The organism is Pectobacterium sp. CHL-2024 (genome assembly GCF_044751765.1).
Taxonomy (GTDB): domain Bacteria; phylum Pseudomonadota; class Gammaproteobacteria; order Enterobacterales; family Enterobacteriaceae; genus Pectobacterium; species Pectobacterium brasiliense.
The window spans coordinates 76041-90493 of record NZ_JBIXKO010000002.1 but is presented as its reverse complement, the minus strand read 5'-3'; the positions used below and the strand labels follow the sequence as shown (position 1 = coordinate 90493).

13 protein-coding genes are annotated in these 14453 nt (G+C 51.3%); 10 read left to right on the top strand and 3 right to left on the bottom strand.

The genetic code is table 11. The features are described from left to right. Positions 1-17 precede the first annotated feature (17 nt). Positions 18-1220 (bottom strand): acetate kinase, encoded by a 1203-nt coding sequence (gene ackA / locus ACIPUG_RS05310; RefSeq protein ID WP_400337684.1) that lies wholly within the window; start codon positions 1218-1220, stop codon positions 18-20. 438 nt (positions 1221-1658) lie between these two features. On the opposite strand from ackA, the gene yfbV reads away from it, so the two are divergent. The 4 genes from yfbV to ACIPUG_RS05290 all read left to right on the top strand — a co-directional run bounded on the left by yfbV (position 1659) and on the right by ACIPUG_RS05290 (position 5408). Then, complete coding sequence (gene yfbV, locus ACIPUG_RS05305) at positions 1659-2114, top strand: terminus macrodomain insulation protein YfbV (protein WP_039520349.1); 456 nt, start codon at positions 1659-1661, stop codon at positions 2112-2114. Positions 2115-2279: 165 nt separating this feature from the next. Then, complete coding sequence (locus ACIPUG_RS05300; RefSeq protein WP_039464986.1) at positions 2280-2774, top strand: YfbU family protein; 495 nt, start codon at positions 2280-2282, stop codon at positions 2772-2774. Positions 2775-2795: 21 nt separating this feature from the next. Further along, positions 2796-3452, top strand: coding sequence for a sugar phosphatase (locus ACIPUG_RS05295; protein ID WP_039526220.1), 657 nt, complete (start codon positions 2796-2798; stop codon positions 3450-3452). Between the two features lie 123 nt (positions 3453-3575). Then, complete coding sequence (locus ACIPUG_RS05290; RefSeq protein ID WP_010278915.1) at positions 3576-5408, top strand: SLC13 family permease; 1833 nt, start codon at positions 3576-3578, stop codon at positions 5406-5408. 28 nt (positions 5409-5436) lie between these two features. On the opposite strand, the gene yfbR is transcribed toward ACIPUG_RS05290, so the two are convergent. Both yfbR and ACIPUG_RS05280 read right to left on the bottom strand, forming a co-directional pair. Beyond that, positions 5437-6036 carry a 5'-deoxynucleotidase gene (gene yfbR, locus ACIPUG_RS05285; RefSeq protein WP_039526217.1) on the bottom strand — a complete coding sequence of 200 codons (600 nt, stop codon included), beginning with the start codon at positions 6034-6036 and terminating at the stop codon, positions 5437-5439. Between the two features lie 142 nt (positions 6037-6178). After that, positions 6179-7393 carry a pyridoxal phosphate-dependent aminotransferase gene (locus ACIPUG_RS05280; RefSeq protein WP_014916029.1) on the bottom strand — a complete coding sequence of 405 codons (1215 nt, stop codon included), beginning with the start codon at positions 7391-7393 and terminating at the stop codon, positions 6179-6181. Between the two features lie 500 nt (positions 7394-7893). Here ACIPUG_RS05280 and lrhA point away from each other — a divergent pair, with 500 nt between their 5' ends. The 6 genes from lrhA to nuoF all read left to right on the top strand — a co-directional run bounded on the left by lrhA (position 7894) and on the right by nuoF (position 14446). Continuing rightward, complete coding sequence (gene lrhA, locus ACIPUG_RS05275) at positions 7894-8844, top strand: transcriptional regulator LrhA (RefSeq protein WP_039280429.1); 951 nt, start codon at positions 7894-7896, stop codon at positions 8842-8844. A gap of 677 nt (positions 8845-9521) precedes the next feature. After that, positions 9522-9962, top strand: coding sequence for an NADH-quinone oxidoreductase subunit A (locus ACIPUG_RS05270; protein ID WP_010278904.1), 441 nt, complete (start codon positions 9522-9524; stop codon positions 9960-9962). Positions 9963-9979: 17 nt separating this feature from the next. After that, the gene (locus ACIPUG_RS05265) at positions 9980-10654 is read left to right on the top strand and encodes an NADH-quinone oxidoreductase subunit B family protein (protein ID WP_005969846.1); all 675 of its coding nucleotides are present in this window, start codon (positions 9980-9982) and stop codon (positions 10652-10654) included. Positions 10655-10752: 98 nt separating this feature from the next. After that, positions 10753-12552, top strand: coding sequence for an NADH-quinone oxidoreductase subunit C/D (nuoC, locus tag ACIPUG_RS05260; RefSeq protein ID WP_010278900.1), 1800 nt, complete (start codon positions 10753-10755; stop codon positions 12550-12552). A gap of 2 nt (positions 12553-12554) precedes the next feature. Beyond that, complete coding sequence (nuoE, locus tag ACIPUG_RS05255; protein ID WP_051902878.1) at positions 12555-13100, top strand: NADH-quinone oxidoreductase subunit NuoE; 546 nt, start codon at positions 12555-12557, stop codon at positions 13098-13100. Then, positions 13097-14446, top strand: coding sequence for an NADH-quinone oxidoreductase subunit NuoF (gene nuoF, locus ACIPUG_RS05250; RefSeq protein WP_010278895.1), 1350 nt, complete (start codon positions 13097-13099; stop codon positions 14444-14446). The genes nuoE and nuoF overlap by 4 nt, the downstream gene beginning before the upstream one ends. Positions 14447-14453 lie beyond the last annotated feature (7 nt).

Genomic DNA, 14453 nt, shown 5'->3' with positions numbered 1-14453 from the left:
GTTGGGAGTTACGTGTTTTACGCGGTCAGACGGTAAGCGTCTTCGGCGATGACCAACTCTTCATTGGTCGGGATAACCAGCGCAGGGCGGGTGCCATCTTTAGCGATGTTGCCTGCTTTACCGAAGCGCGCAGCCAGGTTGCGTTCGTGATCGACGTCAAAGCCCAGCAGGCCCAGTTTTTTCAGCGACAGTTCACGAACCATTGCGGCGTTTTCACCGATACCACCGGTGAAGATGACGGCATCCAGACGGCCTTCCATCAGTGCAGCGTAAGAACCGATGTATTTAGCCAGACGGTGGCAGTAAACGTCCATTGCACGTTTAGCATCTGCTTTCGTCTCGTAGTTATCTTCAACGTAGCGGCAGTCGCTGGTCACTTCAGTCAGACCCAGCAGACCAGATTCTTTGGTCATCAGAGTGTTGATGCGATCGATGTCCATGCCCAGTGCGTCGTGCAGGTGGAAAATCACAGCCGGGTCGATATCGCCGCAGCGCGTACCCATCACCAGACCTTCCAGCGGCGTCAGACCCATAGAGGTGTCAACGCATTCGCCATTACGGATTGCAGTAACGGAACCACCGTTGCCCAGATGGCAAGTGATAACGTTCAGCTCTTCTACTGGTTTGTTCAGCACTTTAGCGGCTTCACGAGAAACAAAGTAGTGGCTGGTGCCGTGGAAGCCGTAGCGACGGATGTGGTTTTCTTTATACAGTTTGTACGGCAGTGCATAAAGGTAGGATTCTTCCGGCATGGTCTGGTGGAACGCGGTGTCGAAAACAGCGACGTTCTTATCAGCCAGGTGCGGGAAAGATTTCAGTGCTTCGTCGATGCCGATCAGGTGCGCCGGGTTGTGCAGAGGTGCAAAAGGTACGGAATCTTTGATACCCTGAAGAACATCATCAGTGATGATCGCGGATTGGGTGAACTTCTCACCGCCGTGAACGATACGGTGACCAATAGCAACCAGTTGAGCTGACAGCTCTGGTTTCCGAGACAGAATGGTATTGACGATGAAGTTCAGCGCTTCGCTGTGAGCTGCACCGGCACCCAGTTCGGCGTCGTGTTTACCGCCGTCCATTTTCCATTTGATGCGGGCTTCAGGCAGGTTGAAACATTCGGCTAAACCAGACAGGTACTCTTCTCCGTTAATCGCATCGATGATCGCGAATTTCAGGGATGAACTACCGCAGTTAAGAACCAGTACTAACTTACTCGACATGGAAGTACCTACTTGTTATACATGGTTAAAAAAATGTCATACAGGGCATAGCGTATCGCATGCCGCCGCTGGCATTTATGATTAACATCATACCTTGGTGTGATACACCAGACACAATGGTGAAATAGGGTCGATACTATGACGTAGGTTATATCGGATAATCGATACAACTAATCTCTACAACAACGTGACATCGACCTGATGTAAACCGCAGCTTTTAAAGCGATGGATAACCGCGTTATGGCCGTTGGCTCCGCTTATGTCGCGAAGGGAATTATACTCCTTGCGTGTAGTCATACTACTTTATACAGCGGCCAAAAGGCCGATCTAGGATACCGATAGCGTAGGCTAAACACAAAATATATTTTAACCTTATCAACTTGAGTTGTTGATTTGTGCAAAAGTTTTATTTTTTATCTGTAAAGTTGAGGTGTGGCTATGGCGACGAAACCAGACAGTAGAATCAGTTGGCTACAGCTACTCCAACGTGGGCAGCATTACATGAAAACGTGGCCAGCAGAAAAACGGCTGGCACCCGTGTTTCCTGAAAACCGCGTGGCGCAAGCGACGCGGTTCGGTATCCGCATCATGCCACCGCTGGCGGTGTTTACCTTAACGTGGCAGATTGCGCTCGGTGGTCAGCTCGGTCCGGCCATCGCCACCGCGCTGTTTGCCTGTAGCCTGCCGTTGCAGGGGCTCTGGTGGCTTGGTCGCCGTTCTGTGACGCCTTTACCGCCGACGCTGGCACAGTGGTTCCATGAGATTCGCCATAAGCTATTGGAGTCAGGACATGCATTAGCCCCCCTGGAAGAAGCGCCAACTTACCAAACGTTGGCGGATGTGCTGAAGCGCGCGTTTAACCAGCTTGATAAAACCTTCCTGGATGATTTGTGATCGGCATCAGGCTGTGTGCGGGTTGATGGCTATTTTGTTCTTTCCCCTGTTTCAAATCAAAGAAGCGGTGGCTACCGCTACCGTGACACGATTCAGTATGCGATTCTGAGGCCAATACCTATTTAGCGATATTGGCTTACCCCAAAAAGGGTTCAGGAGAGCAACATGGAAATGACAAATGCCCAGAGATTGATCCTTTCAAATCAATATAAAATGATGACGATGCTCGATCCCGACAACGCCGAGCGCTATCGCCGGTTACAAACGATTATCGAGCGTGGTTATGGTTTGCAGATGCGCGAACTGGACCGTGAGTTTGGTGAGCTGACCGAAGAGGTTTGCCGCGCGATTATTAACATCATGGAAATGCATCATGCCTTGCAGGTGTCGTGGACCAATCTGAAAGATAAGCAGGATTTGGATGAACGCCGTCTGACCTTTTTGGGCTTTGATGCCGCAACGGAAGCGCGCTACCTCGGCTTTGTTCGCTTTATGGTACATGTCGAAGGTCGCTACCCCCATTTTGATGCGGGCACGCATGGGTTTAACGCTCAGACAAAAATGTGGGACAAATACAACAGAATGCTGGCTGTCTGGCAATCCTGCCCACGCCAGTATCACTTGAGTGCGGTTGAGATCGCACAGATCATCAACGCCTGATTAATGAAAAAGGGGCTTTCTGTGGAGTGTAAAGGTTTTCTGTTCGACCTCGATGGTACGCTGGTTGATTCACTGCCTGCTGTAGAACGTGCGTGGATTAACTGGGCAAAGGATCACGATATTGAACCACAGGAAGTGCTGGATTTTATTCATGGCAAGCAGGCAATCACATCCCTGCGTCACTTTCTTCAAGGGCAAAGCGAAGAAACGATTCAACAAGAGTTTGATGCGCTGGAGAAAACTGAAGCGTCTGATACGCAGGGCATTGTTGCCATGCCAGGGGCGAAGGCGCTGTTGGAACGTTTGGATGCACTGGATATCCCCTGGGCGATTGTGACATCCGGTACGGTGCCGATTGCCAGCGCACGTCATCATCGTGGAGAACTGCCTGCTCCTCGTGCCTTTATTACCGCGGAGCAGGTTGCCAAAGGCAAACCTGCTCCTGATGCTTATCTCCTTGGCGCACAGCAGCTAGGGTTAAAGCCGGAAGAGTGTGTCGTCGTGGAAGATGCGCCCGCGGGCGTACTATCGGGTCTGGCGGCCGGCTGCAAGGTGATTGCGGTGAAGGCTCCTGTGGATACGCCGAAACTGGATCAGGTCGATCTGATTCTTGATTCGCTGGAGCAGATAGAAATAGAAAAATTACCGAACGGCGCTAAGGTGCTTCTGCGTCAGTAGGTCGTCTGTAACATAATGACAAAACTGTGACTAAATATGATCAAACCTCGCATCCGCGAGGTTTTTTTATGGCATGCTGAATCTCCACCTCTCAATATGCATTTTTCCGTCAGGGGAACCGTTTTGAATAGCGAACTTCTCTGGGTTTTATCCCTGTTGCTGATCGCCATTGTGTTGTTTACCACCAATAAATTACGCATGGACGTCGTAGCGCTGTTGGTCATTATCGCGTTTGTACTGAGCGGCACGCTGACGCTATCTGAAGCGTTGGTGGGGTTCAGCGATCCTAACGTGATATTGATTGCTGCCCTGTTTGTGATTGGTGAGGGGTTGGTTCGTACCGGCGTGGCTTATCAGGTCGGTGATTGGCTGGTTCGCGTGGCGGGCAGCAGTGAGATGAAGATGTTGATCTTACTGATGGTCACTGTTGCTCTGCTGGGGGCTTTCATGAGCTCCACTGGCGTTGTCGCGATTTTTATTCCCGTGGTGCTGAGTGTCTCTGCACGGATGAAAATTTCCCCCGGAAGGCTGATGATGCCGCTGAGTTTTGCCGGATTGATTAGCGGCATGATGACGCTGGTAGCAACGCCGCCGAATATGGTGGTGAGCAGTGAGCTGATGCGCGAAGGTGTCGCGGGCTTTGGGTTTTTCAGCGTAACGCCGATAGGGATGGTGGTCTTGCTGCTGGGCGTGGCGTATATGATGGTCGCGCGTTACTGGCTTGGCGATGCCGAGACGGCAACAGCAAAAGAGATGTGGAAGAGAAGAACGTTTCGCGATCTGATTCGTGATTACCGGCTGACGGGTAGGGCGCGTCGGTTGGCGATTCGCCCAGGATCGCCTTTTATCGGTCACCGTCTTGATGATTTACGCCTGCGTCAGCGCTTTGGGGCGAACGTGGTTGGGATTGAGCGCTGGCGTAAGTTTCGCCGTGTGATGATCAGCGTGGCGGGCAATACCGAACTTCGCCTGAATGATGTTTTACTGATCGACATGTCGGCCTCTGAGGTGGATTTACGCGAATTTTGCACCGCGCAGCGGCTTGAACCGATGGTGCTGCGCGGTGAGTATTTCTCCGAGCAGGCGCGTGATGTGGGAATGGCGGAAGTCTCGTTGATTCCCGATTCCGAGCTGCTGGGGAAAACGCTGTACGATGTCGGATTTCGTAGCCGCTATGGCCTGAGTGTTGTGGGGATTCGCCGGTCAGGCGAAGCGATGGAAGGTATCCTCGCCGATGAACCGCTCCAGCTCGGTGATATTCTGCTGGTGATGGGTGACTGGCGCATGATTCGACAGCTACACACGCAGAAAAACGACTTCCTTTTACTTAATCTCCCTGCTGAAGTGGATGACGTTGCGCCCGCGGTAAGTCAGGCACCTCACGCGCTGTTTTGTCTGGCGCTGATGGTGGCGATGATGCTGACGGATGAAATACCGAATGCGGTCGCTGCGCTGATCGCCTGTTTGCTGATGGGTAAATTCCGCTGTATCGACATGGAGAGTGCTTATCGAGCTATTCACTGGCCGAGCATTATTCTTATCGTCGGAATGATGCCGTTTGCGCTAGCGCTGCAGCAAACCGGCGGTGTGGCGCTGATCGTTAAGGGGCTGATGGATGTTGCCGGGAACGCCGGGCCGCATGTGATGCTGGTGTGCTTGTTCGTACTGTGTGCCGTGATCGGTCTGTTTATTTCCAACACGGCGACGGCGGTGCTGATGGCACCCATTGCGATTGCCGCGGCGAAGCAGATGGGCGTGTCGCCTTATCCTTTTGCGATGATCATCGCGATTGCAGCCTCTGCGGCCTTTATGACCCCGGTGTCGTCACCGGTGAATACGTTAGTACTAGGACCGGGTGGTTATAAATTCGGGGACTTTGTGCGCATTGGCGTCCCCTTTACCGTGCTGGTGATGTTGGTCAGCGTAGTGATGGTACCGTGGCTGTATCCGTTCTGACGGTGACTTTCCGTTATAGCGGACGCCGTTATAACGGAGAATCCTGACTGATTTCGTCAAGTGACAGGCTAAAGCTGGGCACGAAGACCGTCATGAAATAGTCCATTTCTGGGCTGTGGCGCAGCTGTAATGTTTTTTCCAGTCGCGCTTTGGCAAGTGTGAATTCCGCATTGCCGGCGGATAATTCTTCCAGACATTTCAGGTAGGCGCACAGCGCGTCTGCCTGTTTAACGATGGAGCGTTCTTCTTCGCTGGTGTAGTTATCATCCAGCAGCATTCGATAATCCTGCTGGAGTTCTTCCGGCAACATCTCAACCAGTTTCTGCTGTGCAATCTTCTCTATCTTCTTGTACTCATGTGCGATCTGCGCGTTGTAGTACTTGATCGGCGTTGGCATGTCACCGGTTAGCACTTCGCTGGCATCATGGTACATCGCCAGCAGCGCGATGCGTTCTGCGTTCAGGTTACCGTCGAATTTACGGTTTTTGATGACTGCCAGCGCGTGGGCGACAAAGGCGACCTGAAGGCTGTGTTCGGAGACGTTTTCCGTGCGCACGTTGCGCATGAGCGGCCAACGGCTGATGAGTTTTAGACGAGATAAATGGGCGAAAAAGTGGCTCTGATTCATGGCGATCTCTCAGACAACAGCGCGGTGAAATAGCAATATCGTGGGCATCTATTGTGGGCACATGCCGGAGATTATGCAAACGGAGGTGAGGTATTCGCCGAGCGGTGATTGCCCGGCGAGGATAGGCTCGATGACTGCTGGGTTATTGGTGATAGTGCCCCAGGAAACGCCCTAATTTGTGGATTGCCATGTCCAGCTCATCAATACGCGGCAGCGTGACGATGCGTACGTGGTCCGGGTAAGGCCAGTTAAATGCGGTTCCCTGAACCAGCAACACTTTTTCCTGCAACAGGAGATCCAATACCAGTTTTTGGTCATCGTGGATATTAAAGCGCTTGGCATCAATGCGTGGGAACATATAGAGCGCGCCGCGTGGTTTTACGCACGATACGCCGGGGATCTGATTGATCAGTTCCCATGAGCGGTTGCGCTGCTCGTACAGGCGTCCGCCGGGCTGAATAAATTCGCTGATACTCTGATAGCCGCCCAGCGCGGTCTGAATCGCATGCTGCATCGGCACGTTGGCACACAAACGCATAGAGGCCAGCATTTCCAGCCCTTCAATGTACCCTTTGGCGTGTTTTTTCGGGCCATTGAGTACCATCCAGCCTTGACGGAAACCCGCCACGCGGTAGGTCTTGGAAAGTCCGTTGAACGTGACTGTCAGCAGATCCGGCGCGAGTGCGGCAATCGAGTGATGCTGCGCATCGTCATACAGAATTTTGTCGTAAATTTCGTCGGCAAAAATGATCAGGTTATGTTCGCGCGCAATCGCCACGATATCCAACAGCAACTCTTTGCTGTAGACCGCACCCGTTGGGTTATTCGGGTTAATGATGACAATACCGCGAGTATTGGACGTGATCTTTTTGCGGATATCATCCAGATCGGGGAACCAATCGGAGGATTCATCGCAGAGATAGTGAACGGCGTTGCCGTTAGACAGGGAAACCGCGGCGGTCCAAAGCGGGTAGTCCGGCGCAGGAACCAGCATTTCATCGCCCGGGTTAAGCAGCGCCTGCATGGATTGCACGATGAGTTCGGAAACACCGTTACCAATATAGACGTCTTCAACTGTAATATCGCGCATATCCCGCGCCTGATAGTGCTGAACGATGGCTTTACGTGCGGAATAGAGGCCTTTGGAATCACAGTAGCCCTGTGCGGTCGGCAGGTTACGGATGACATCAACCAGAATTTCGTCCGGTGCCTCGAAGCCGAAAGGGGCAGGGTTGCCGATGTTCAGTTTAAGGACTTTATTACCTTCTTCTTCAAGCCGCTTGGCTTCCTTTAAGACTGGGCCACGGATGTCATAGCATACGTTCTCCAGTTTCTTGGATTTTTCAATCGGAGACATAAATAGTACGAGCCTTCTGCAGAGAGCGCATATTCCCAGACGGAATAGCATAACCTGCTTAATGTACTCTTCCTGCAGTACCTTTTGAAGAATGATTATCGCTTTTGCTGCAAATGGTTGCGCATCTGCACTATATGGTTGTGTACTCGTTGGATGGTGCGATATGGTAGGGGGCGGACAACTGTTCATGCCGCACTTTTTTAGCGCCAGAATAGGGTGACAGGGAGATCTCGTTTATTAAGTGTGGAGCGTATTTATTTCGCAAGTTGAAATAAAGGGAAGGTGCCGTTGTTATTGAATTAAGGATTAAGGCTGGTGAGTCATTTAATTACATGATGTCTTACCAATGGAAAGGCGATAGTGGTAACGAAATATAAGTATTTTTTTGCCCTTATCGTGCGTCTGCGATAGTGTCTTTAAATGTATCGGTCATTACCTGTACATGTAATAAAACACCAGGAATATTTTGTTAAAATTAAAATAGATAAGTGAAAAATCGTATGACCAGTGCAAATCGACCAGTACTTAATCTCGATCTTGATTTACTGAGGACGTTTGTTGCCGTTGCAGATTTAAATACATTTGCAGCAGCGGCGACCGCAGTCAATCGAACCCAATCGGCTGTCAGCCAGCAGATGCAGCGGCTGGAGCAACTCATCGGAAAGGAGCTTTTTGCCCGGCACGGGCGTAATAAATTGCTGACCGAACATGGTATCCAGTTTCTGGGTTATGCCAGAAAAATATTACAATTCAATGATGAAGCTTGTATTTCATTAATGTACAGCGATATTCAGGGTACGCTGACCATCGGGGCGTCTGACGATACTGCAGACACCATCCTTCCTTATATTTTGCATCGGGTGACATCCGTATTTCCTAAACTCTCCGTCAATGTCAGCGTAAAACGCAGCGCTGAAATGATGGAAATGTTGAATCAGGGGAAAATAGATCTGGTTATTACCACAATGAACGGTGTGGTGTTTCCTCATGTGTTATTACGCAGTTCTCCAACGTTATGGTATTGCGCGGCGGATTATCAGTTCCGATCGCAAGAACCTGTCCCTCTGGTTGTTCTGGATGAGCCGAGTCCTTTCCGGACGCTGGCTACACAACAACTGACGGCCGCAGGGATCCCCTGGAGAATTGCGTATGTGGCTTCAACACTTTCTGCTGTGCGCGCTGCGGTGAAGGCTGGCATGGGGATTACCGTGCGGTCAGTGGAAATGATGAGCCCGGAATTGCGGGTGTTGGGCGAAGAGGAAGGGTTGCCGAGATTGCCTGAAACACGTTATTTCCTCTGCCAGAATCCTAATCAGGAGAATGAGCTGGCAACGGCAATTTTCAATGTGATTGAATCAGGGAAGCCCTCTCACATTACGCCTGTCAGCATGTTAGCAAACAGCACGAATGAAACATTGTCTTCCGACCCATCGCTTAAGGATGCGATCTAATCGTAATGGGTAGTTAACTATCATTCGGGGAGGGTAGGGACGCACCCCGAATGATGATGATTTATGACTAAGGTGTTAAACCCACATCGGCAGCGCCTTCCTGGCCTGATTTCCTCTTGCCGATCCCACTTTGCGTTTTCCATTTCACATCAATAGGCTAGGCGTGGCGAGATTAATGATTTCTTCCATTTTATAAAACGCCGGTTCTGTTTTTTTAAAATAATGTTATGGAAAATGGCATCAAATCTTATCCAGCATCATCTTGATTTTTTTACTAACTAAATTGGTAAAAATGTGTGCTGGATCAAAAAATACCCCTAATAACCACATGGGGGAACAGGCATTTTCTGTGAAAATGGTATAGTGACGCGGTGAACTTGCTTCCTGTGCTGCTGCAACCTGGTTAACTGATAAAAGTACTGACTCGATTTAGCTGCGGGTGAGAACACAAAATGTTAACAAAACAGCGTGCATGTAAAGTAATGTACTGTTATTTTTAGTAAGGTTGAAAAAAAGGTTACAAATTTAGGGGCTCAACCATACCAAGCAAGGCTTACCTGATACGTTTCCATGCTTTTTTGTGGTTATTAATCCTTCCTTTTAATCGATGTGGCGCATTAACTGCCGATAATAGAGCAGGGATGTTACCCGCCACTTTTGATGAGTAAGCAAAGAGAATGTCAACAACTACTGAAATCCTCGCCCATCATTGGGCATTTGGGCTATTCCTTATCATTGCCGTAGGCCTTTGCGTCTTCATGCTGACCGGTGGATTCTTGCTGGGGGGGAGAGCAAAAGGCAGGGCCAAAAACGTACCTTATGAATCCGGTATCGACTCCGTAGGTTCAGCGCGGTTACGCCTGTCTGCTAAATTTTATCTTGTCGCTATGTTCTTCGTAATCTTCGACGTTGAAGCCCTCTATCTCTACGCTTGGGCTGTGTCTATCAAAGAAAGCGGCTGGATTGGCTTCATTGAAGCAACCATTTTCATTTTGGTGCTGTTGGCTGGTTTGATTTATCTGGTACGCGTTGGGGCACTTGACTGGACCCCGGTACGTTCCAAGAGACAAGTCGTTAAATCAGACATCATCAACACTACCAACAATCATCCGCAGTAACAGCGAGGCATTTTAAGATGGACTATACGCTCACCCGCATAGAGCCGGACGGTGAGAATGACCGTTATCCCCTGCAACGTCAGGAGATCGTTTCCGACCCTCTGGAGCAACATGTTCACCGCAGTGTCTATATGGGCAAACTGGAACATGCATTACACGATACGGTGAACTGGGGGCGTCAGAACTCCCTGTGGCCGTACAACTTCGGCCTGTCTTGTTGCTATGTAGAAATGGTGACGTCATTTACCGCCGTTCATGACGTGGCGCGTTTTGGTGCTGAGGTTCTGCGTGCGTCGCCACGTCAGGCCGACTTCATGGTAGTAGCGGGAACCTGTTTTACCAAAATGGCCCCCGTTATTCAGCGCCTGTACGAGCAAATGCTGGAGCCTAAATGGGTTATCTCCATGGGTGCATGTGCTAACTCCGGCGGTATGTACGATATCTATTCCGTTGTTCAGGGCGTAGATAAATTCCTGCCTGTTGATGTGTACATTCCGGGCTGCCCGCCGCGTCCTGAAGCCTACATGCAAGCGCTGTTGCTGCTGAAAGAATCCATCGGTAAAGAACGCCGCCCTCTGTCATGGGTGGTGGGTGAACAGGGCGTTTACCGCGCCAACATGCAATCTGAGCGTGAGCGCAAACGCGGTGAACGAATCGCTGTGACTAACCTGCGTTCGCCTGATGAGATTTGACCTGTAGATGATAAACCCGGTGACCGTGTAATACCTCGATAATAGTGTGCGGTCATTATCAGCTACAGAAATAGCACATTTAATGTGGTGACATATTTATGACAGATTTAACGACACACGATCTCGCTCAGCCAGGCTGGCAAACCCGCGATCACCTTAACGATCCGGTCGTTGGCGAACTGTGTAACCGTTTTGGACCAGATGCATTTACTGTACAGGCAACCCGCACAGGTATCCCTGTTGTGTGGGTCAAGCGTGAGCAATTACTGGATGTTGTCGCATTCCTGAAAAAACAGCCGAAGCCTTATGTGATGCTGTTTGACCTGCACGGTATGGATGAGCGCCTGCGCACCCATCGTGAAGGTCTACCTGCTGCCGACTACTCCGTCTTTTATCACATCATTTCCATCGAGCGTAACCGCGACATCATGCTGAAAGTCGCGTTAGCCGAGAGCGATCTGCATGTACCGACCGTGACCAAACTGTTCCCGAACGCCAACTGGTATGAGCGTGAAACGTGGGAAATGTTTGGTATTACGTTCAATGGTCACCCGCACCTGACGCGCATCATGATGCCGCAGACGTGGGAAGGGCATCCGTTGCGTAAAGATTATCCGGCGCGTGCGACCGAATTCGATCCTTTCGAGCTGACCAAGCAGAAAGAAGATCTGGAAATGGAATCGCTGACGTTCAAACCGGAAGAGTGGGGAATGAAGCGCGGTACTGAAAATGAGGACTTCATGTTCCTCAACCTCGGTCCGAACCACCCATCTTCACACGGTGCCTTCCGTATTATCCTGCAATTGGACGGCGAAGAAATCGTCGACTGCGTGCCAGATGTGGGTTACCACCATCGCGGTGCGGAGAAAATGGGCGAGCGCCAATCCTGGCACAGCTATATTCCTTATACTGACCGTATTGAATACCTCGGCGGCTGCGTTAACGAAATGCCGTACGTACTGGCCGTTGAAAAACTGGCAGGTATTGAGGTGCCGGATCGCGTCAAGACGATTCGTGTAATGCTGTCTGAGCTGTTCCGTATAAATAGCCATCTGCTGTATATCAGTACTTATATTCAGGACGTCGGTGCGATGACACCGGTGTTCTTTGCGTTTACTGACCGCCAGAAAATTTACGATTTAGTTGAAGCAATCACCGGCTTCCGTATGCACCCGGCGTGGTTCCGTATTGGCGGTGTGGCGCACGATCTGCCACGCGGCTGGGAACGTCTGCTGCGTGAATTCCTTGATTGGATGCCGAGCCGTCTGGATACCTACGTCAAGGCTGCGCTGCAGAACACCATTCTGAAAGGCCGTACTCAGGGCGTCGCCGCCTACAATGCGAAAGAAGCGTTGGATTGGGGCGTAACAGGTGCGGGTCTGCGTGCCACTGGTATTGGTTTTGACGTGCGTAAATGGCGTCCGTATTCCGGTTATGAAAACTTTGACTTTGAAGTGCCAGTCGGTGACGGCATCAGCGATTGCTATAGCCGCGTTATGCTGAAAGTTGAAGAACTACGTCAAAGCTTACGTATTCTGGATCAGTGCCTCAAGAACATGCCGGAAGGCCCGTTCAAAGCAGATCACCCGCTGACGACGCCGCCGCCAAAAGAGCGCACGTTGCAGCATATCGATACGCTGATCAACCACTTCCTTCAGGTTTCCTGGGGACCGGTGATGCCTGCCAATGAATCATTCCAGATGGTTGAGGCAACGAAAGGTATCAACAGCTATTACCTGACCAGCGACGGCGGCACGATGAGCTACCGTACCCGTATTCGCACGCCGAGCTATGCGCACCTGCAACAGATTCCTTCTGTCATTCGCGGGTGTTTGGTATCCGACCTGATCGTTTACCTCGGCAGTATTGATTTCGTAATGTCAGATGTGGACCGCTAATTATGCATGATCATAACAATCACGATCATATTGACGCTCAGGGACAACCTGCTGCCGATTCACTGACAAAAGACAATGCTTTTGTATTGAGTGACGCCGAACGTGACGCCATTGAGCACGAAAAACATCACTACGAAGATGCACGCGCTGCGTCAATCGAAGCACTGAAAATTGTGCAGAAAGCACGCGGCTGGGTACCGGATGGGGCTATCCACGCGATTGCCGAGCTGCTGGGTATCCCTGCCAGTGACGTGGAAGGCGTAGCAACGTTCTACAGCCAGATTTTCCGTCAGCCTGTCGGGCGTCATGTTATTCGCTATTGCGACAGCGTCGTATGCCACATCAATGGCTATCAGGGCGTTCAGGCCGCGCTTGAGCGTAAGCTCAGCATCAAACCGGGACAGACAACGTTCGATGGACGTTTCACGCTGTTGCCGACCTGCTGCCTGGGGAACTGTGACAAGGGGCCGTCAATGATGATTGACGAAGATACCCATACCCATGTGACGCCGGAAGGAATTGAATCGTTATTGGAGCAGTATCAATGAGTAAAGACATTGTTCTGACTGCTGAGCAGCATCCTCTGACCTGGCGTTTACGTGCAGACAAACAGCCGGTGTGGCTGGATGAATATCGCAGCAAAAACGGCTATGCCGCCGCGCAAAAAGCGTTAACCGGCATGGCGCAGGATGAAGTGGTCTCACTGGTTAAAGACGCCGGCCTGAAAGGGCGTGGCGGCGCGGGCTTTTCGACGGGCTTGAAGTGGAGCCTGATGCCGAAAGACGAAAGTATGAATATCCGCTACCTGCTGTGTAACGCGGATGAGATGGAGCCCGGTACTTATAAAGACCGCCTGCTGATGGAGCAAGAGCCTCATCTGCTGGTTGAAGGCATGCTGATCAGTGCCTTTGCGCTGAAAGCCTACCGTGGCTACATCTTCCTGCGCGGTGAATACATCGAAGCTGCTGTTCACCTGCGTCGCGCAATCGAAGAAGCGAAAGCGGCTGGTCTGCTGGGCAAAAATATTCTGGGCAGCGGATTTGATTTCGAGCTGTTCGTGCATACGGGCGCTGGGCGTTATATCTGCGGTGAAGAAACTGCACTGATTAACTCACTGGAAGGCCGTCGTGCTAACCCTCGCTCTAAGCCGCCGTTCCCGGCGTCTGCGGGTGTGTGGGGCAAACCGACCTGCGTTAACAACGTGGAAACGCTGTGTAACGTACCGGCGATTATCGAGCACGGTGCGGCGTGGTATCAGGGCCTGTCTGCGGGTAAAAGTAAAGATGCAGGCACGAAACTGATGGGCTTCTCCGGCCGCGTCAAGAATCCGGGCCTGTGGGAACTGCCGTTCGGTACGACTGCGCGTGAAATTCTGGAAGACTATGCGGGCGGTATGCGCGATGGTCTGAAGCTGAAAGCCTGGCAACCGGGTGGTGCTGGTACGGATTTCCTGACGGAAAGCCATCTCGATCTACCGATGGATTTTGAGCACATTGCGAAAGCGGGTAGCCGTATGGGAACCGCGCTGGCGATGGCCGTCGATCACGAAATCAATATGGTTTCGCTGACGCGCAATCTCGAAGAATTCTTCTCTCGTGAATCCTGTGGCTGGTGTACGCCGTGCCGCGATGGTCTGCCGTGGAGCGTGAAGATTCTGCGTGCGCTGGAGAAGGGCGAAGGCCAGCCAGGCGATATCGAAACGCTGGAGCAACTTTGCCGTTTCCTCGGACCGGGTAACACCTTCTGTGCGCATGCGCCGGGTGCGGTCGAGCCGCTGCAAAGTGCCATCAAGTATTTCCGGGAAGAATTCGAAGCGGGTATCTCTAAACAGTATTTAGGCAATGTCAAAGCGATTGGCGGTATTCAGCCTAACCTGTTGAAAGAGCGCTGGTAAGCTATCG